The organism is Nonomuraea sp. NPDC004186, from assembly GCF_053603495.1.
Genome location: NZ_JBSGFQ010000062.1, coordinates 40,119 through 58,549, shown reverse-complemented (window position 1 = coordinate 58,549; position 18,431 = coordinate 40,119). Strand labels below are relative to the sequence as shown.

General features: G+C 71.9%; 19 protein-coding genes and 1 pseudogene. 14 read left to right on the top strand and 6 right to left on the bottom strand.

Features of this window, described 5'->3' with window-relative positions:
- The first annotated feature begins 16 nt into the window (after positions 1 to 16).
- The 3 genes from araB to araA are packed head-to-tail and all read left to right on the top strand — an operon-like array spanning position 17 to position 3,740.
- Entirely contained in the window at positions 17 to 1,639 is a 1,623-nt protein-coding gene (gene araB, locus ACWEPL_RS39295) for a ribulokinase (protein ID WP_363966628.1), read from the top strand.
- Positions 1,636 to 2,289, top strand: a complete 654-nt coding sequence (locus ACWEPL_RS39290) for an L-ribulose-5-phosphate 4-epimerase (protein ID WP_452439152.1) — start codon at positions 1,636 to 1,638, stop codon at positions 2,287 to 2,289. Before araB ends, ACWEPL_RS39290 begins: the two co-directional genes overlap by 4 nt.
- On the top strand, positions 2,286 to 3,740 hold the full coding sequence (gene araA / locus ACWEPL_RS39285; protein ID WP_363966427.1) for an L-arabinose isomerase: 1,455 nt from the start codon (positions 2,286 to 2,288) through the stop codon (positions 3,738 to 3,740). The genes ACWEPL_RS39290 and araA overlap by 4 nt, the downstream gene beginning before the upstream one ends.
- Here the strand turns inward: araA and ACWEPL_RS39280 are convergent.
- Positions 3,737 to 4,081 carry a PLD nuclease N-terminal domain-containing protein gene (locus ACWEPL_RS39280; RefSeq protein WP_363966426.1) on the bottom strand — a complete coding sequence of 115 codons (345 nt, stop codon included), beginning with the start codon at positions 4,079 to 4,081 and terminating at the stop codon, positions 3,737 to 3,739. The two genes, araA and ACWEPL_RS39280, sit on opposite strands and share 4 nt — an antisense overlap.
- A 79-nt stretch (positions 4,082 to 4,160) precedes the next feature.
- On the opposite strand from ACWEPL_RS39280, the gene ACWEPL_RS39275 reads away from it, so the two are divergent.
- From ACWEPL_RS39275 to ACWEPL_RS39265, 3 genes are all read left to right on the top strand, one after another.
- Entirely contained in the window at positions 4,161 to 5,369 is a 1,209-nt protein-coding gene (locus ACWEPL_RS39275; protein WP_452439151.1) for an FAD-binding protein, read from the top strand.
- A 91-nt stretch (positions 5,370 to 5,460) separates the two neighbouring features.
- On the top strand, positions 5,461 to 6,237 hold the full coding sequence (locus tag ACWEPL_RS39270) for an LLM class flavin-dependent oxidoreductase (RefSeq protein WP_449902067.1): 777 nt from the start codon (positions 5,461 to 5,463) through the stop codon (positions 6,235 to 6,237).
- Positions 6,238 to 6,272: 35 nt separating this feature from the next.
- Complete coding sequence (locus tag ACWEPL_RS39265; protein ID WP_350741746.1) at positions 6,273 to 6,665, top strand: DUF3224 domain-containing protein; 393 nt, start codon at positions 6,273 to 6,275, stop codon at positions 6,663 to 6,665.
- On the opposite strand, the gene ACWEPL_RS39260 is transcribed toward ACWEPL_RS39265, so the two are convergent.
- Together ACWEPL_RS39260 and ACWEPL_RS39255 are read right to left on the bottom strand one after the other, a co-directional pair.
- Positions 6,641 to 7,603 carry a hypothetical protein gene (locus ACWEPL_RS39260; RefSeq protein ID WP_452439150.1) on the bottom strand — a complete coding sequence of 321 codons (963 nt, stop codon included), beginning with the start codon at positions 7,601 to 7,603 and terminating at the stop codon, positions 6,641 to 6,643. The two genes, ACWEPL_RS39265 and ACWEPL_RS39260, sit on opposite strands and share 25 nt — an antisense overlap.
- 70 nt (positions 7,604 to 7,673) lie before the next feature.
- Positions 7,674 to 8,135, bottom strand: coding sequence for a MarR family winged helix-turn-helix transcriptional regulator (locus tag ACWEPL_RS39255; RefSeq protein WP_452439149.1), 462 nt, complete (start codon positions 8,133 to 8,135; stop codon positions 7,674 to 7,676).
- Between the two features lie 53 nt (positions 8,136 to 8,188).
- On the opposite strand from ACWEPL_RS39255, the gene ACWEPL_RS39250 reads away from it, so the two are divergent.
- The 3 genes and pseudogenes from ACWEPL_RS39250 to ACWEPL_RS39240 all read left to right on the top strand — a co-directional run bounded on the left by ACWEPL_RS39250 (position 8,189) and on the right by ACWEPL_RS39240 (position 11,525).
- A complete protein-coding gene (locus tag ACWEPL_RS39250) occupies positions 8,189 to 10,303 on the top strand; it encodes an LLM class flavin-dependent oxidoreductase (protein WP_452439148.1) in 2,115 nt (704 codons plus the stop codon).
- Positions 10,304 to 11,194: pseudogene (locus ACWEPL_RS39245) on the top strand (LLM class flavin-dependent oxidoreductase); the annotation flags it as partial.
- A 19-nt stretch (positions 11,195 to 11,213) separates the two neighbouring features.
- The gene (locus ACWEPL_RS39240; protein WP_452439147.1) at positions 11,214 to 11,525 is read left to right on the top strand and encodes an SbtR family transcriptional regulator; all 312 of its coding nucleotides are present in this window, start codon (positions 11,214 to 11,216) and stop codon (positions 11,523 to 11,525) included.
- 6 nt (positions 11,526 to 11,531) lie between these two features.
- Here the strand turns inward: ACWEPL_RS39240 and ACWEPL_RS39235 are convergent, their stop codons facing one another.
- Positions 11,532 to 11,948 carry a hemerythrin domain-containing protein gene (locus tag ACWEPL_RS39235; RefSeq protein WP_355204815.1) on the bottom strand — a complete coding sequence of 139 codons (417 nt, stop codon included), beginning with the start codon at positions 11,946 to 11,948 and terminating at the stop codon, positions 11,532 to 11,534.
- A gap of 22 nt (positions 11,949 to 11,970) precedes the next feature.
- Between ACWEPL_RS39235 and ACWEPL_RS39230 the strand changes: the two genes are divergently transcribed.
- Positions 11,971 to 12,609: a TetR/AcrR family transcriptional regulator gene (locus ACWEPL_RS39230; RefSeq protein WP_363966412.1), complete on the top strand. Its 639-nt coding sequence runs from the start codon at positions 11,971 to 11,973 to the stop codon at positions 12,607 to 12,609.
- Between the two features lie 44 nt (positions 12,610 to 12,653).
- Positions 12,654 to 13,742 carry a class I SAM-dependent methyltransferase gene (locus ACWEPL_RS39225; RefSeq protein ID WP_363966410.1) on the top strand — a complete coding sequence of 363 codons (1,089 nt, stop codon included), beginning with the start codon at positions 12,654 to 12,656 and terminating at the stop codon, positions 13,740 to 13,742.
- A 3-nt stretch (positions 13,743 to 13,745) separates the two neighbouring features.
- On the opposite strand, the gene ACWEPL_RS39220 is transcribed toward ACWEPL_RS39225, so the two are convergent.
- Positions 13,746 to 14,717 carry a helix-turn-helix domain-containing protein gene (locus ACWEPL_RS39220; protein ID WP_363966408.1) on the bottom strand — a complete coding sequence of 324 codons (972 nt, stop codon included), beginning with the start codon at positions 14,715 to 14,717 and terminating at the stop codon, positions 13,746 to 13,748.
- On the opposite strand from ACWEPL_RS39220, the gene ACWEPL_RS39215 reads away from it, so the two are divergent.
- The 3 genes from ACWEPL_RS39215 to ACWEPL_RS39205 all read left to right on the top strand — a co-directional run bounded on the left by ACWEPL_RS39215 (position 14,716) and on the right by ACWEPL_RS39205 (position 17,909).
- The gene (locus ACWEPL_RS39215; RefSeq protein WP_363966407.1) at positions 14,716 to 15,780 is read left to right on the top strand and encodes a type III polyketide synthase; all 1,065 of its coding nucleotides are present in this window, start codon (positions 14,716 to 14,718) and stop codon (positions 15,778 to 15,780) included. The genes ACWEPL_RS39220 and ACWEPL_RS39215 overlap by 2 nt on opposite strands.
- Positions 15,777 to 16,280: an isoprenylcysteine carboxyl methyltransferase family protein gene (locus ACWEPL_RS39210; protein ID WP_452439146.1), complete on the top strand. Its 504-nt coding sequence runs from the start codon at positions 15,777 to 15,779 to the stop codon at positions 16,278 to 16,280. The genes ACWEPL_RS39215 and ACWEPL_RS39210 overlap by 4 nt, the downstream gene beginning before the upstream one ends.
- A 153-nt stretch (positions 16,281 to 16,433) precedes the next feature.
- The gene (locus ACWEPL_RS39205; RefSeq protein WP_452439145.1) at positions 16,434 to 17,909 is read left to right on the top strand and encodes a YfbK domain-containing protein; all 1,476 of its coding nucleotides are present in this window, start codon (positions 16,434 to 16,436) and stop codon (positions 17,907 to 17,909) included.
- A 6-nt stretch (positions 17,910 to 17,915) separates the two neighbouring features.
- On the opposite strand, the gene ACWEPL_RS39200 is transcribed toward ACWEPL_RS39205, so the two are convergent.
- Positions 17,916 to 18,389, bottom strand: a complete 474-nt coding sequence (locus ACWEPL_RS39200) for a hypothetical protein (RefSeq protein WP_350741768.1) — start codon at positions 18,387 to 18,389, stop codon at positions 17,916 to 17,918.
- Between the last annotated feature and the right edge of the window lie 42 nt (positions 18,390 to 18,431).

Sequence of the window (18,431 nt, the reverse complement as noted above, 5' to 3'; positions counted from 1 at the left end):
GAACGCTAACAGTTACGTGGTCGGAGTCGACTTCGGCACGCTCTCGGGGCGTGCCGTCGTCGTCCGCGTGAGTGACGGCGCGGAGCTGGGCAGCGCCGTCCACGAGTACGCCCACCGCGTCATCGAGCACAGCCTGCCGGGATCCGACGAGAGGCTGGGCCCGGACTGGGCGCTGCAGTCGCCGCAGGACTGGATCGACGTGCTGAAGATCGCCGTACCCCAGGCGGTCGCCGCCTCGGGCGTCGCGCCCGAGCAGATCATCGGCATCGGCACCGACTTCACCGCCTGCACCGTGCTGCCCACGACGGCGGACGGCACGCCGCTGTGCGTCGAGACCCCGTCCGAGCCGCACGCGTGGCCGAAGCTGTGGAAGCACCACGCCGCGCAGTCGCACGCCGACCGGATCAACGAGCTGGCCGCGCGCCGGGGGGAGAGCTGGCTGCCGCGCTACGGGGGCAAGATCTCCTCGGAGTGGGAGTTCGCCAAGGGCCTGCAGGTCCTGGAGGAGGCCCCCGAGGTGTACGCCAGGGCCGAGCGCTGGATCGAGGCCGCCGACTGGATCATCTGGCAGCTCACCGGCGTCGAGAGCCGCAACATCTGCACTGTGGGATACAAGGGGATCTTCCAGGACGGCTCCTACCCGTCCGAGGAGTTCCTCGCCGAGCTCAACCCCGGATTCGCCGGGTTCGCGAGCAAGCTCGCCACCGGTCAGGTCGGCGACCAGGTCAACGGCACCACGCTGGCCCCCCTCGGCGGCCTCGCCGGGCGCCTGACCGCGCAGGCCGCGCAGTGGACCGGCCTGTCCGAGGGCGCGGCCGTGGCCGTCGGCAACGTGGACGCGCACGTCACCTCGGCCGCCGCCGACGCCGTCGGGCCCGGCCAGATGGTGGCCATCATGGGCACCTCCACCTGCCACATCATGCCCAGCGACCAGCTCGCCGAAGTGCCCGGCATGTGCGGCGTCGTACGCGACGGCATCGTGCCCGGCCTCTGGGGCTACGAGGCCGGCCAGTCCGCGGTCGGCGACATCTTCGCCTGGTTCGTGGACAACTTCGGGGGCGACCTCGACCACGAGAGCCTCACCGCGCTGGCCGAGAAGCAGGCGGTCGGCGAGCATGGGCTGGTCGCGCTCGACTGGTTCGGCGGCAACCGCTCGGTGCTCGTGGACCACAACCTCTCCGGCGTGATCATCGGCCAGACGCTGGCCACCAAGCCCGAGGACGTCTACCGGGCGCTCATCGAGTCCACCGCGTTCGGCGCCCGGATGATCGTGGAGACGTTCGAGAAGTCGGGCGTGCCGGTCGAGGAGTTCGTGGTCGCCGGCGGCCTGCTGAAGAACCGCTTCCTCATGCAGGTCTACGCCGACGTGCTGCGCCGCCCGCTGTCGGTCATCGGCTCCGACCAGGGCCCCGCGCTCGGCTCGGCCATCCACGCGGCCGTCGCCGCCGGTGCCTACCCGGGCATCCAGGAGGCCGCCGCGGCCATGGGCAAGCGCACCGAGGCCGCGTACGTGCCCGACGAGGCCAGTGCCGACGCCTACGACCGGCTCTACGCCGAGTACCACAGGCTCCACGACTTCTTCGGGGACGGGAAGATGCTGCACACCCTCCGCGCGATCAGGAACGAGGCCCAGGCATGACAACGAGGAAGACCGTCGCCGACCTGCACGCGGAGCTGGTCCGCTACAACCTGGTCGTCTGGACCGCGGGCAACGTCTCGGGCCGGGTCCCGGGCGAGGACCTGTTCGTCATCAAGCCGTCCGGGGTCTCGTACGACGAGCTGACCCCGGAGAACATGGTCGTGTGCGACCTCGACGGCAACCTCGTGGAGGGTGAGCACTCGCCGTCCAGCGACACCGCCGCGCACGCGTACGTCTACCGCAACATGCCCGACGTCGGCGGCGTCGTGCACACCCACTCCACCTACGCCTCCGCCTGGGCGGCGCGCGGCGAGGCCATCCCCTGCGTGCTGACCGCGATGGCCGACGAGTTCGGCGGCGAGATCCCTCTCGGCCCGTTCGCGCTGATCGGCGACGACTCGATCGGCCAGGGCATCGTCGAGACGCTCAAGGGTCACCGCTCCAAGGCCGTCCTCATGCAGAACCACGGCGTGTTCAGCATCGGCAAGGACCCGAAGGCGGCCGTGAAGGCCGCCGTCATGTGCGAGGACGTGGCCCGCACCGTCCACGTGGCCAGGCAGCTCGGCGAGCCGCTGCCGATCCCGCAGGACGACATCGACCGCCTGTACGACCGCTATCAGAACGTCTACGGACAGAGGAGCCCGCGTTGAAGATCTGGTTTCTGACCGGCAGCCAGGGGCTGTACGGCGAGGACACGCTGCGCCAGGTGGCCGAGCAGTCTCAGCGGATCGCCGAGCAGCTGCCCATGCCCGTCGAGTGGAAGCCCGTGCTCACCGACGCGGCGGCGATCAGGCGCGTGATGCTGGAGGCCAACGCCGACGACTCGTGCGCCGGCGTGATCGCGTGGATGCACACCTTCTCCCCGGCCAAGATGTGGATCTCGGGGCTCGACGCGCTGCGCAAGCCGCTGCTGCACCTGCACACGCAGGCCAACGTGGAGCTCCCGTGGAGCACCATCGACATGGACTTCATGAACCTCAACCAGGCCGCGCACGGCGACCGCGAGTTCGGGTTCGTGCAGACGCGGCTGGGCGTGCCGCGCAAAACGGTGGCCGGGCACGTCAGTGACCCGTCCGTGGGCGAGCGCATCCTGACCTGGGTGCGGGCCGCCAAGGGCCTGGCCGAGGTGCGCACGCTGAAGCTGGCCCGCTTCGGCGACAACATGCGCGACGTGGCGGTCACCGAGGGCGACAAGGTGGAGGCGCAGCTCCGCTTCGGCGTCTCGGTCAACACGTACGGCGTGAACGACCTGGTGGAGGCCGTGGACGCGGCCTCGGACGCGGACGTGACGGCGCTGGTCAAGGAGTACGCCGAGCAGTACACCGTCGCTCCCGAGCTGCTCGGCGAGCGCAACGAGTCGCTGCGTTACGCGGCCAGGATCGAGCTGGGCCTGCGCGGCTTCCTGGAGGCGGGCGGCTTCAAGGCGTTCACCACGAACTTCGAGGACCTCGGCGGCCTGCGCCAGCTCCCGGGACTGGCCGTGCAGCGGCTCATGGCCGACGGGTACGGCTTCGGCGGCGAGGGCGACTGGAAGACCTCGGTCCTCCTGCGCACCCTGAAGTCCATGGCGCCCGGCGGCACCTCGTTCATGGAGGACTACACCTACGACCTGTCGCCCGGCCAGGAGCTCATCCTGGGCGCGCACATGCTGGAGGTCTGCCCCTCGATCGCCTCCGGCACGCCGTCGTGCGAGATCCACCCGCTGGGCATCGGCAACCGGGAGGACCCGGTCCGGCTCGTGTTCGACGCCGAGCCCGGCCCCGGCATCGTGGTGGGCCTGGCCGACATGGGTGACCGGTTCCGGCTGGTGGCCAACGAGATCGACCTCGTGGCCCCGCCCCAGCCGCTGCCCAAGCTGCCGGTCGCCCGCGCGGTCTGGAACCCCCGCCCCAACCTGCGTACGTCCACGGAGTCGTGGCTCACGGCGGGCGCGCCGCACCACACGGTGCTCTCCACGGCGATCGGCCGCGCGGAGCTGACCGACCTGGCCGACATGCTCGGTGTGGAGCTGCTGATCATCGACGCCGACACGACGACCGAGCGGTTCACCAAGGAGATCCGCTGGAACCAGGCGTACTACCGCCTGGCCCAGGGCTTCTAGTCCTCGGGCGGTTTCTTGGGGGCGTTCCTGCGCTGCTCCTCGGCGCGTTCGCGGCAGCGGCGCAGGAACTCCTCGTCGTCGTCCGGGTTGCCGGCGGCGAAGCGGCCCGGGCGGTCGTACTCGGGGAACGCGTTCGGCCGGGTGGCCGCCTGCGACCGGTCCGGTCGGCCCGCCACCAGCCAGGCGATGGAGCCGATCAGCGGGAACAGCAGCACGACGACCACCCAGACGATCTTCGGCAGGTTCCTGCAGAGCACGTCGGGCGTGGTGATCGCGTCGAAGAGGCAGTAGAGCCAGAGCACGAGCGTGACAAGGCCGACAGCCTCGGACAGGTAGAGCACGGCACACCTCCGTCAGCGGCTCCCGAAGCTAGCGGCACCCGGGCGGGGCTGACAAGGTGGTTTGTGGGAAGGTAATGCCGTGACGCTGACCAATTGGGCGGGAAACACCGCATTTCGGGCGCAAGATGTCCATCACCCGACCTCGCTCGACGAGCTCCAGCGGCTCGTCTCGGCCGGCTCCCGCGTGCGGGCGCTGGGGAGCGGCCACTCGTTCAACGACGTCGCGGACACCGACGGCGACCTCGTCGTGCTCGACCGGATGCCGGACGCGGTGGAGATCGACAGCGCGGCGGCCACGGTGCGGGTGCCCGCGCGCATGACGTACGCGCGGCTCGCGCCGCAGGTGCACCGGGCCGGGTTCGCGCTGGCGAACATGGCCTCGCTGCCGCACATCTCCGTGGCCGGCTCGGTCGCGACCGGCACGCACGGCTCCGGCGACGCCATCCCCGGCCTGGCCTCGGCCGTGTCCTCGCTCGACCTCGTCACCGCCGACGGCTCCGTGCTCACGCTCTCCCGCGGCGACGCCGACTTCCCCGGCGCGGTGGTGGCCCTCGGCGCGCTCGGCGTCGTCACCTCGCTGACCCTCGACCTGGTGCCGGCCTTCGAGCTGCGCCAGTACGTACGCGAGGGCCTGACCGTGGCCGCGCTCGCGGACTTCGACCGGATCATGTCCGCCGCCTACAGCGTCAGCCTCTTCACCGACTGGCGCGACACCCGCGTCTGGCTGAAGAGCACCGAGGAGCTGACCGACGCCGACTGGCACGGCACCACCCCGGCCGACGGCCCCCGCCACCCCCTGCCCGCGATGTCGGCGGAGAACTGCACGGTCCAGCTCGGCGTGCCCGGGCCGTGGCACGAGCGGCTGCCGCACTTCCGTCCGGACGCCGAGCCGAGCGGCGCGGGCAACGAGCTGCAGTCGGAGCTCATCCTGCCCCGGGAGCACGCGGTCAAGGCGCTGCGCGAGCTGTACGCGATCGGTGACCGGATCCGGCCCGTCCTGCAGATCTCCGAGGTGCGCTCGATCGCGCCCGACGACCTGTGGCTGAGCCCCTTCCGCGGTCGCGACAGCGTCGGCATCCACTTCACCTGGATCAGGGACGTGGCCGCGGTGCTGCCGGTGCTGGAGCTGGTGGAGGAGACACTGGCGCCGTTCGCGCCCAGGCCGCACTGGGGCAAGCTGTTCACCCGCCGGCCCGAGTGCCCCGGCGAGTTCCGCTCGCTGGCGCGGCGGCTCGACCCCGAGGGCAAGTTCGCCAACGACTTCACGCGGATACTGCTGCAGGAGTAGCACTCTCGCGCGGGCGTGCGCCCCCGGATGTAGGAGACCACCGGTCCGGGGGACGATGTCGCCGCGGCGCGGATCCGCGATCGTTGGTGGCATGACCGATCACCCGTTCAGGTTCGGCGCGGTCGCCGGACATGCCACCGACGCCGGCGCGTGGACCGGCCTGGCCCGCAGGGCGGAGAGCCTCGGCTACTCGACGCTGCTGGTCCCCGACACGCTCGGCACGCTGTCGCCCTTCGTCGCCGCCGCCGTGGCCGCGACGGCCACGACGACCCTGCGCGTCGGCACGTTCGTGCTGAGCGCCGCCAACCGGACTCCCGAGGCCGTGGCGTGGGAGACCGCCACCCTGCACGCGCTCACCGACGGGCGCTTCGAGCTCGGTCTGGGCGCCGGACGCCCGGACGCGGAGCGGGACGCCGCGGCGCTCGGCGTCGGGTACGGCACGCCCGGCCAGCGCATCGAGCGCGTCGCCCGGACGATCGAAGCGGTCAAGGACGTACGCGTCCTGGTCGCCGCGTCCGGGACCAGGCTCCTCAAGCTCGCCGCCCAGCAGGCCGACACCGTGGCGCTCGGGCTGCCGCCGCACTACACGGAGGATCAGGTGGCGGCGAAGCTGGACGAGCTGTACGAGCTGGCCGGCGACCGCTTCCACGACCTGGAGCTCAGCATGAACCTCGCGGCCGCCGGTGCCGAGCCGCCCTCGTGGCTGAACGTCCCGGCCGGCGGCACCGGCGTCCTGCTGGGCACCGCGGACGAGATGGCGGACACGCTGCGCAGGCGCCGCGACCGGCTCGGCGTCTCGTACGTGTCGGTGAACGCCCAGTACCTGGACGAGTTCGCGCCCGTGGTGGAACGCCTCACCGGTACCTGACGGGACCTGACAGGTATGACCGGCACGATGGAGCCATGACCGCCAAGGGAACCTTCGACACCGCAGGCTGGGACGCCAAAGCACCGTTCGTGGAGCGTGACGGCGTCTCGATCGGGCTCGTGACCATGTCCAAGACCTTCCACGGGGACCTGACGGCCACCAGCGTCGTCCACCTGCTGACGGCCTCGACGCAGGTCGAGGACTCGAGGTCGTACGTGGCGCTGGAGCGCATCGAGGGCACCCTCGACGGCCTCGCGGGGGCCTTCGTCGTGCAGCACAACGCGGTCAGCGACCGCGGCGAGCGGTCGCTGAGAATCTCGGTCGTCCCCGACTCGGCGACGGGGGAGTTGCGGGGGCTCAGGGGCGAGATGGACATCATCATCGCCCCTGACGGCTCGCACTCCTACACATTCGACTTCACCCTCTGAAGCGCCACGACCAGCAGCGCCACCGCTCCCAGCCCGAACACCAGGTGGCTGGCGAGGTCGAGCCCGAGGGACGACGGCACCAGCGGGTGGGAGAAGAACGCGTGCCAGGCGTAGGTCAGCAGCGCCCCGCCGGCCAGCGCCATCCGGTGCCTGCCGTCCCACCCCTCGCGCGCCGACCAGGTGAGCGCCGCCCAGGCGATGCCCGCCTCGGCCGCGACGAGCCCGGCGATGGTCAGCCAGACGGGCAGCCCCTGGATCACCGTCTGTAGCTCGAACACCAGCCCGGCGACCAGCGCCACCCCGAGCACCAGCCACGGTGACGGCGCCCGCCCTGTGGCCCACTCTGGGGCCCGGCCCGGGCGCGGCAGCCGGAAGGCCGCCACCACCAGCAGGACCACGATCACCACGATGGACACGAGCTGCGGCACGGACGCGAGGAAGTGCCCGTTCTGGTAGGAGAACAGCGTGGTCGACGCGGCTCCCAGCACGGCCAGCGCCGCCGCCACGCTGAGACCGGCCCTGCCCAGCCACGGGGTGGTCCGCCGCTCGCCGGCCAGCTCCTCCATGACCGCGATGGGCACGCTCACGCTCCACACCGTGTGCAGGGCCAGCACGAACAGCGTCCACGGCACCCCGATCCCGAGCGCGGAGATGTAGCCGGGGTCGAGCAGCCGCTGCCCGGCGTAGTCGGGGTTGAAGAGCGACATCGTCATGATGCCCTCCTCGAACACGCCGTAGGCGAGGGCCATGAGCACGATGCTCGGCCACCCGAGCCCTTTCCTCCTGGCCACCTCCCGGATGACCACCGTGGCGCCGCCGTAGGTGGGGGCGAGCAGGAGCAGGAAGTACAGGTACGTCAGGGGGAAGTCGCCGAGCAGGAACTCCGCGACGAGCGGGGAGAGCAGGGCCAGCCCCAGGGCCAGGAGGATTCTTCTCATGCCTCGATGGTCCGGCGATTTCGCGGCGTTGACCGGTGCCATCGATCCTGACCTCGGCATGACAATCGTCCTATGCCTGGTGCTCCTCCTCCGTGAGCTGCCCCAGCACGGTCTCGGCGATGGCGCCCAGCGCCTCCAGTTGGGCCGGGGTCAGCACGTCGACGACGTAGCGCCGTACGGCCCTCTCGTGGTGGAGCCTGGCCTCGGCGGCGAGCCGGCGGCCCTCCTCGGTGACCCGGATGACCGACCCCCGGTTGTCCTCCTCGCACTCGGCGCGCGTGACCAGCCCGCGCTGCTCCATGCGCCGCAACTGGTGGGACAGGCGGCTCTTCTCCCATGCCAGCCCGCACCGCAGCGCCAGCGCCCGCATCGACTCCTCGGGCGACTCGGTGAGGTGGGCGAGGATCTCGTAGTCGGCCTCCGACAGGCCGGTGGCCCCGGCGAGCTCCCGGTTGATCCGCCCGGTGAGCTGCACGCGCATGCGCTGATAGCTGGCCCACTGGGCCGCCTGGCGGGTGGAGAGCGTGGACATGACGACAGTCTAGTATGGTTGATGCATCAACCTAATTGTGTGAGAGGGCTCGGATGAACTACGGCCATCCACTGACGTTCGGCACGTTCATCACCCCCGGAGCCGAGGCCGTGTCGCTGGCGGTCCGGAGTGAGGAACTGGGGTACGACCTGGTCACCTTTCCGGATCATCCGGACACGTTCGACACGTGGACGCTTCTGTCGTGGGTGGCCGGACGGACCTCGCGGGTGGGCCTGTCGGCCAACGTCCTGGACCTCGCGCTGCGCCCGCCCGCCGTGCTCGCCCGCGCGGCGGTCAGCCTCGACCTGCTGTCCGGCGGCCGGCTGTCGCTCGCGCTGGGCGCCGCTGAGGGGGCCGGCGAGGCGATCGACGTGATCCGCGGCATGTGGGACGAGGACGGCGGGCCGCTGCGGTTCGACGGCGAGCACTACCGGCTCGGGGGCGCGCAGCCGGGGCCGCCGGCCGCGCACGACGTGCCGATCTGGCTGGGCGCGGACGACGCGGGCTCGCTGCGGCTGGTGGGGGAGCGGGCGGACGGCTGGCTGGTGTCCCTCGACGAGTGCGGGCCGGACCGGATCAGGGCCGGGAACAAGCTCATCGACGAGGCCGCGGTGGCGGCCGGGCGCGATCCCCGGGAGATCCGCCGGCTGGTCAACGTCCCGGCGCGGTCCCGCGTGGAAGACCTGCTCCCGCTGGCCGTCGAGGACGGGATCGGGACGTTCATCCTCAGGTCGGACGACCCTGAGGCCGTCGAACGGTTCGCCCTGGAGGTGGCGCCCGCGCTGCGCGAGGCCGTGGGACCGACCGGCCGTCAGCTGCGCCGCGCCTCCGTGCGCGCCGTGCGGCGAGCCGGGATCGACTATGACCTGGTGCCCGCGTCCCTCCCGGTGATCGAGCCGGGCGACCCGGGGTATTCGCGGGTCAGGTCGACCTACCTGCGGGGCGGGGCGCCGGGGCTGGTCATCCGGCCGCGCGACGCCGGCCAGGTGGCCGAGGCGCTGGCGTTCGCGCGGGCCCACCCGCACCTGCCGTTGGGGGTGCGCAGCGGCGGGCACGGGATCAGCGGCCGCTCCACCAATGACGGCGGCATCGTCGTCGACGTGTCCGGGCTGAACTCCATCGAGGTGCTCGACCGGGCGAACCGCCTGGTCAGGATCGGGCCCGGCGCGCGCTGGACGGACGTCGCCGCGGCCCTGGAGCCGTACGGGTGGGCGCTCAGCTCCGGCGACTACGGCGGGGTCGGCGTCGGCGGCCTGGCCACCGCCGGCGGCCTCGGGTTCCTGGCCCGCGACCACGGCCTGACCATCGACCACCTGCGCGCCGTCGAGATGGTGCTCGCCGACGGCTCGGTGGTGCGGGCGAGCGAGGCGGAGAACGCGGACCTGTTCTGGGCGGTACGCGGCGCGGGCGCGAACTTCGGCGTCGTCACGGCGTTCGAGTTCGAGGTGGACGAGGTCGGCGACGTCGGGTGGGCGCAGCTCGTCATGGACGCCAGGGACACGGCTACCTTCCTCGAGAGGTGGGGCGCGGTCCAGGAGGCGGCCCCGCGCGACCTCACGAGCTTCCTCATCGTGAGCCCGCCGCGCGCCGGACGTCCGGCGACCGGGCACGTGATGGCCATGGTCAACGCGGGCGTGCCGGAGACCGTCATCGACCGGCTCCAGCCGATGGCGGACATCGCCCCGCTGCTCGACCAGCAGGTCGTGATCACCTCGTACGCCGCCGTCATGGCCAACGCGGCCGGCGACGGCCACAACGGCCAGGGGGAGCCGGTCACCCGCTCCGGGCTGGTCGAGCACATCACCCCGGAGTTCGCCGCCGCCGCGGCGCGGCTGATCCACAGCGGCGCGGTCTACTTCTTCCAGATCCGCTCGGTCGGCGGCGCGGTGGCCGACGTCCCTGCCGACGCCACCGCCTACGCCCACCGCTCCGCCAACTTCTCGGTCATCGCGTTCGGGGCGAACCGGCAGCGGGTGGACAAGGAGTGGGCCCGGCTGGAGCCGTACGTCAACGGCCTCTACCTCAGCTTCGAGACCGACGGGCGGCCCGAGCGGCTGGGCGACGCGTTCCCTCCGGGCACCCTGCGGCGGTTGCGCGAGCTCAAGGCACGGTACGACCCGGACAACGTCTTCCGCGACAACTTCAACATCCGACCTGAGGAGTCATAGATGACCGACTACGGGCACGACCTGCTGTTCGGCGCGTTCGTCACCCCCACGGCGCAGCCCGCCACCCACGCGGTGGAGGTGGCCGTGGCGGCCGACCGCGCCGGCCTGGACCTGGTGACGTTCCAGGATCATCCGTACCAGCCGAAGTTCCTCGACACCTGGACCCTGCTGTCCTACGTCGCCGCCCGCACCGAGCGCGTCCGGCTCAGCGGCAACGTGCTCAACCTGCCGCTGCGGCACCCGGCCGTGCTGGCCCGCAGCGCGGCCAGCCTGGACCTGCTCAGCGGCGGCCGCTTCGAGCTGGGCATCGGCGCGGGCGGGTTCTGGGACGCCATCGAGGCCATGGGCGGCCGGCGGCTGTCCCCCGGCCAGGCCGTTGACGCGCTGGAGGAGGCGATCCGGATCTTCCGCGAGATCTGGGCGGCCGACGAGCCGGGCGGCGTCCGGGTGGACGGAGAGTACTACCAGGTCAAAGGCGCCAAACGCGGCCCCGCCCCGGCCCATGACATCGGGGTCTGGCTCGGCGCCTACAAGCCGAAGATGCTCAAGCTGACCGGCCGCGCCGCCGACGGCTGGCTGCCGTCGCTGTCCTACCTGCAGGGCGGCCCCGGGGACCTCACGGAGGGGAACAAGCACATCGACGAGGCCGCGCTGTCCGCCGGCCGCTCGCCCGCCGACGTACGCCGGCTGCTGAACCTCTCGGGCCGCTTCGCGAGCTCCAGCCGCGGCCTGCTCGACGGGCCGCCGGACCAGTGGGCGGAAGAGCTCGCCGGCCTCGCCCTGGACCACGGTGTCAGCACGTTCATCCTGATGGCGGACGACCCCTCGGTGGTGGAGCTGTTCGCGGCCGAGGTCGCTCCGGCCACCCGCGAGCTCGTCACCGCCGAACGCGAAAAATGACCGTCAGAGCGTGCTGATCGCCGCCTTGACGGTGGCCAGGTCGCCGAGGACGACCTCGTGGAGGCGCACGTGCGAGCTTCAGGCCAGGGACCGGGCCTTCACCGAGCTGGTGTGCCTGGCGCACCGGAGCGACGAGTCCGAGGTCAACCGGTTGATCGTCCGGCTGGTCGAGCGGGCCCAGCGGGCGGAGGCGCTGCGGGCGGACGTCGGGCCGATCGACCTGGCGTTCTTCATGATGGCCAGCTCGCGGGTGGCGGAGGCCGATCCCGAGCGGTGGCGCCGCCACTTCACGCTGAGCCTCGACGCCCTGCGCGCCGGATAGTCCGGGTCAGACCTCGTCCGGGAGGGTCTCCATCGTGTTCAGGATGGGCACCAGCTGCTCCTCCTCGTAGTCCAGGTGCGCCTCCAGCTCGCGGGCCAGGCGGTCGAGCTCGGCCGCCACGCCGTCGCCGTCCTCGTCCAGCAGGACGCGGATGCGCTCCATGAGCCGCGCCACCACCACGTGCTCCGCCCGTAGGCGCTCCAGCGCCTGTGCCAGCTCGGGGTGCTCGCCCGCGAGGTGGGGGAAGAGCGCGCCGTCCTCTCCCTCGTGGTGGGCGTGGAGGGCGTCGCAGAACGCCAGGCAGTGCGTACGCAGGTCCGTTCCGCGCGACGAGCGCAGGTTGGCCAGGTCGCGCCGGAAACCGTCGTGCAGCTTGATCAGCTCGTCACCCCAGGCGACGAGCCGCGCCGAGTTTTCGTACATGTATAGAAAGTAGCATGGCAGGATGCCCGCACGTACAGGAAGGCCGCCCAGGATCTCCCGGGCGGAGATCGTGGCCGCCGCTCACCGCGTCATCGAGGAGGACGGAGTCGGCGGCCTCACCATGCGCAGGCTCGCCAAGGAGGTCGGCAGCACGGCGATGGCGCTGTACCACCACGTACGCGACAAGGAGGAGCTGCTCCTGCTCCTCCTCGACGACTACGCCGCCGGCATGCCCAGGCCCGAGCTGCCGGACGAGCCGCGCGAGCGCGTGGTGGCCGTGGCCACTGCCATGCGCGACGGGCTGTCCGGCTGTCCGTGGATCGTGGACGTGCTCAGGGCCGACGACCTGCTCTCGGTCGGCGCGCTCTGGTATCCGGAGAAGATCGTCGACGCCGCCGTACGCGCCGGGCTGTCGGTCGAGCGGGCCGTGGACGCGTACCGGATCATCTGGCACTACACGGCGGGGGAGCTCGGCTCCCGGGCGGCGGCCGGGAAGCGGCGGGCGGAAGGGGGGCCGACGTATCGGGAGCGGGTGTTCGCCGAGCTGGATCCCGAAGAGTTCCCGCTGATCAGCGCGGTGGGCGTACGGTGGGAGGAGTTGACCGCGCAGGACACCTACGCCCGGGGGCTGCGCGCCCTGGTGGACGGCCTGTTGCCGTAAATGGGTGGCCGCGCGGGCGCGGCATGTGAAACGGTCGGGTTCTGATGATCCACTGGACCGAGGCAGGGCAGGAACGGTCGGCGATCTGGCGTTCCGCGCTGGGCGCGCCGCCACCCAGGCGGGTGGTCACCGCCGACGACCGGATGACGGCCGACACCGCTTACCGGCTGGCCTGCGAGGGCACCGCGCTGCTCTGGCAGGGCGACTTCCAGAACGCTCGCCAGCTGCTGGCGGCCATGGGGCGCCGGTGCAAGCCCGCCGCCCCCGGCGCCGGGTTCCACCGCTACCGCCAGGCCCGCTCCCAGCGCGCCCGCACGCTGGGCATGCTGCTCGTCCCGTTCGCGGAGGACCACGTGGTGCCGCTGCGCAGGGCGCCGGACGTGCGCGAGGCGTGCGCCGAGGTGTACGGCGCCGAGGCCCCGCCGGCGGTCGGCCAGCTGCGCGAGCTGCTCGGCCTGATCGGGGCCCACGAATGGCGGCACAAGGGCGTCTACGTCCCCGCGCTCGAGGCCCGCATCCACCCGTACCATGGCGTGTTCTCGCCGATCAGGGGCGAGTACGTCGACCTGGTCGCGCGGGCGCCGCTGCCGGAGGACCACCGGCTGGCCTTCGACATCGGCACCGGCACCGGCGTGCTGGCCGCCGTGCTGGCCAGGCGGGGCGTGCACCGGGTCGTGGCCACCGACCTCGACCGGAGCTCCGTCGAGTGCGCCGAGGACAACCTCGCCCGCCTCGGGCTGGACGACCGGGTGGAGGTCGTGCGCGCCGACCTCTTCCCGCCCGGCCGGGCGCCGCTGGTCGTGTGCAACCCGCCGTGGTTGCCCGCCAAGCCGGTCTCGCCCCTCGACCAGGCCGTCTACGATCCCGGCGGGCGGATGCTGAACGGGTTCCTCGACGGTCTCGCCGGGCATCTGGAGCCGGGCGGCGAAGGCTGGCTCATCCTCTCCGACCTGGCCGAGCACCTTGGCCTGCGCACCAGGGCCGACCTGTCGGCCGCGTTCGAGCGGGCGGGGCTGCGCGTGGCCGGGCGCCTGGACGTCCCGCCCCGGCACCACCGGCCGAAGGACGAGCAGGACCCGCTGCACGAGGCCCGCGCCGCCGAGGTCACCTCCCTGTGGAGGCTCACGACCTGAGGGTCACGCGCTGAAGGCCCGCCGGTACGCCGACGGCGACGTCCGCATGGCCCGCGTGAAGTGGTGCCGGAACGTCACCGCGCTCTCGAAACCGACCGCCGCCCCGATCTCCTCCACCGGCGCCCCGGTGGACTCCAGCATCGGCAGGCTGGCCGCCACCCGCTGCGAGATCACCCACCGCAGCGGGCTGGTGCCGGTCTGCCGCTTGAAGTGCCTGATGAACGAGCGCTCCGACATGTGCGCCACCCTGGCCAGATCCGCCACGGCGATCGGCCCGGCCAGATGCTCCAGGGCCCACGACATCGCCCTGGCCACCCCGCCGTCGTCCGCCACCGGTGTCACGGCGGCCTGGATGAACTGCGCCTGACCGCCCTCCCGGTGCGGCGGTATGACCAGGCGGCGGGCCACGGAGTTGGCCACGTTCGGCCCGTGGTCGCCGCGTACGAGGTGGACCAGCAGGTCGAGGCCCGCCGCGCTGCCCGCGCTGGTCAGCACGTCGCCGCCGTCCACGTACAGGACCGAGGGGTTGACCCGGACGAGCGGGAAACGCTCCTGGAGCAGCTCGGCGTACTTCCAGTGGGTGGTGGCCTCGCGCCCGTCCAGCAGCCCGGCCGCCGCCAGCGCGAACGCGCCCGAGCAGATCGACACCAGGCGCGCGCCGCGCGAGTGCGCGAGCCGCAGCGCGGACACGAGCGCGCCGGAGACCTCTCCGCGCACGTCCGCCACCCCGGGCACGATCACCGTGTCGGCCTCGGCCAGCACGTCCAGCCCGTGCGCCGCCTGCATGGTGAACCCGCCCACCACCCGCAGCGGCTCCGGCGTCTCCGCGCACACCGCGAGCGAGTACCACGGGAGGTCCAGCTCGGGCCGGGCCAGCCCGAAGAACTCCACGACGCAGCCGAGCTCGAACGGCGCCATGCCGTCGAACGCCAGCACGGCCACCCGGTGCGGCCTGGAGGGATACGGCAGGAGCATGCCTCGCATGTTAGCCCCAGCCTTTCAGCGGCAAGAGAGGTATATGCATATATCGGCTGTGCAGACCGTTTTGCCGGATCATCGCTACGCGCAGGTGGAGATCACCGAGGCGTTCTCCCGGCTGACCGACTGCGACGAGGAGCTGCTGCGCCGATTCCATGCGGCGGCCGGCGTGGAGGGCCGCAATCTCGCGCTCCCGCTGGCCGACTACACCAAGCTCGACTCCTTCGCCCGCGCGAACGACATCTACCTCGAAACAGCCCTCGACCTGACCGAACAGGCCGTCAAGGGTGCCCTGAACAAGGCCGGCGTGCGCCCGGAGCGGGTCGATCACCTGCTGCTCTGCTCGACCACCGGCATCGCCACGCCCTCGCTCGACGCCCGGCTGGCCCAGCGCGTGGGGCTGCGGCCGGACGTCAAGCGGGTGCCCGTGTTCGGCCTCGGGTGCGCGGCGGGGGCGTCGGGGCTGTCGCGCCTGCACGACTACCTGCGCGGCTGGCCCGACCACGTCGCGATGCTGGTGTGCGTGGAGCTGTGCTCGCTGACGATCCAGCGGGACGACACCTCGGTCGCGAACCTGGTGGCCAGCGCGCTGTTCGGGGACGGCGCGGCGGCCGTCGTGGCGACCGGGCGCGGCCAGGGCCCCGAGGTCGTCGCCACCCGCAGCCGGCTCTATCCGGACACCGAGCACCTCATGGGCTGGGAGGTCGGGCCGCACGGGTTCCGGATCGTGCTGGACCCGGACCTGACCACGTTCGTGGAGCAGGTGCTGGCCGGTGACATCAAGGCGTTCCTGGCGGACTACGGCCTGACCCCCGGGCAGGTCGCCACCTGGGTCTGCCATCCCGGCGGCCCCAAGGTCATCGAGACGATCGCGCGGACCCTCGACCTGCCTCCCAAGGCGCTCGACGTGACCTGGCGGTCGCTGCGCGAGCACGGCAATCTGTCCTCGGTCTCGGTGCTCCACGTGCTCCAGGAGACGCGGGGCCGGCCGGACACGCCCGCCGTGCTCCTCGCGCTGGGGCCGGGATTCTCCGCCGAGCTGTTGCTGCTGCACTGGTGAGCGCGTACCTCGTCCTGATCGGGCTGGTCGCGCTGGAGCGGCTGGCCGAGCTGGCGGTGGCCCGCCGCAACCTGGCCTGGGCCAGGTCCAGGGGCGGCGTCGAGTACGGCCGGCGGCACTACCCCTGGATCGTCCTGGCCCACGCGGCGCTCCTCGCGGCGGCGCCCGCCGAGGTGTGGCTGCTCGGCCGGCCCTTCGTCCCGTGGCTGGGCTGGCCGATGCTGGCGGTCGTCGTCCTGGCCCAGGGGCTGCGCTGGTGGTGCGTCGGCACGCTGGGCAGGCAGTGGAACACCCGCGTGGTCGTGGTGCCGGGAATGCCGCTGGTGCACCGGGGGCCGTACCGGTGGCTGCGGCACCCCAACTACGTGGCCGTGGTCGCCGAGGGCCTCGCGCTGCCGCTGGTGCACTCGGCCTGGCTCACCGCGACGGCCTTCGCCGCCGCCAACGCGGTGCTGCTCACCGTACGGGTGCGGGTCGAGGACGCGGCATTGTCACGCTAGGGCCACAGCCCGATGGCCGGGACGTACTCCTGGTCACCCCAGCTGTCGCGGCTGTCACGACTGATCACGCGTCGATCGCGGTTTGTGCTCGCTTACGTCACCGGCTCGGCCTGGGCAGATCAAGTTCCGTCGTAGGGCATGGAGGTGGTTGCAATGAAATTTCGCCCTTTAGTGGCGGGAATCGGCATTGTTGCGCTGCTCGCCCTCTCTGCGTGCGGAGGCGGCTCCGGAAGCTCGAGCAGCGGTGAACGCGCGGCGAAGGCTCCGGCGAACGCGGAACCGGCCCCGGTCCGCCCGTCCGCGTCACCCGCCAAGACGAACGGCGAGGAGGACACGACCACGGCCCAGATCTCCACGTTCGCCCTCGACGTGGACACGGCCTCGTACGGTTACGCCCGGCAGACCCTCCGGGGAGGCCGCTGGCCCGCGCCCGGCGAGATTCGCCCGGAGGAGTGGATCAACGCGTTCCGGCAGGACTACGCGCCGCCGTCGGACGACGGCTTCGCGGTGCACGTGGACGGCGCGAAGCTGCCGGAGCGCGACCAGGCGATCCTGCGCGTGGGCCTGCAGACACGCGGATCGGACGCGGCGGCGCGGCGGCCCGCCAACCTCACGTTCGTCGTGGACGTGTCCGGCTCGATGGCCGAGACCGGGCGGCTGGACCTGGTCAAGTCGGCCCTGCTCAAACTGCTCGATCAGCTCGCGCCCGGCGACCAGGTGTCGATCGTGTCGTTCAGCGACGACGCCGAGGTGCTGGCGTCGATGACCCCGCTGACAGCGCGGCAGGAGCTGCGCGACGCGGTGAACGAGCTGACCGTCTCGGGCGGCACGAACCTCTCGGCCGGGCTCGTCACCGGCTACCAGGAGGCGTCCAAGGCGTTCCGTCCCGCCGCCACCAACCGGGTCATCCTGCTCTCCGACGGCCTGGCCAACCAGGGCTCCACCGAGTGGCGTACCATCCTCGACCAGGTCAAGGAGTACGCGGGCAAGCAGGTCACGCTGCTCACCGTCGGCGTCGGCCGCGACTACGGCGACGAGCTGATGGAGCAGCTCGCCGACAACGGCGACGGCATGGCCGTGTACGTCAGCAGCCAGGAGGAGGCCGACAAGGTCTTCACCACGCAACTGCCCGCGAACATCGAGCTGCGGGCGCGCGACGCCAAGGCCCAGGTGGTCTTCAACCCGTCGGTGGTGGAGAGCTACCAGCTCATCGGGTACGAGAACCGCGCGCTGAACACGGAGGACTTCCGCGACGACACCCAGGACGGCGGCGAGATCGGCCCCGGCCACTCGGTGACCGCGCTCTACTCGCTGCGGCTCAAGCCGGGCGCCGACGGGCAGCTCGCCCAGGCCACCGTGCGCTGGCAGGACCCCGACACCCGGTCCGCCTCCGAGGCGAGCAAGTCGCTGCGGGCCGACGAGCTGGCCGCGTCGCTGGACAAGGCGCCGGTCCGGTTCCAGGTGGACGTGGTGGTGGCCGCGTTCGCGGTCTACCTGCGGGACCGCAAGGCGTTCGGCATGGACCTGCCCGAGCTCAAGGAGCAGGCCGCCCGGCTGGCGCCGGCTACCGAGGACCCGATGGTGACGGAGCTGGTCCAGCTCATCGACCAGGCCCGGTCGGTGGGGTAAGGGGCTTCAGCCGAGTATGGGGGCGGCGGTGGCGGAGCTGTAGTAGAAGTCGTACATCGCCTGGGCGAACCCGTCCTTCGACACGTGCGCCACCTTGTTGCCGCGCAGCCGATCGAAGGACGCCCGTGACGCCGCCCCCGCCACGTCGTACGCCGACCACAGGCGCAGGAACTCGGCCCGGTCGAGCCGGTCGTCACCGTCGTCGTCGAGCGCGTCCCAGAGGGCGTCGGTGATCGGCCTGACCACGTTGGCCACGAACTCGGCGCGGTCGAGCTCCGGGGCCAGCGCGTAGCCGATGTAGGACTCCCTGCTGATGCGGCCCTCTGGGTCGGTGCCGATGTTGTGGACGGCGTACTGCCAGACCCGCTCGTACGCGTCCGCGACCCGCTGTGCGCCCTGCCCCGAGAGCCCGAGCCGGGCGCACAGCGCCGACGCGACCACGATCATGTCGCGGTGGTCGAGGTAGCCGTTGTGATCCATGTCGCTCGTGTCGAACGCATGTCCAGCATTTCGAGCATCCGC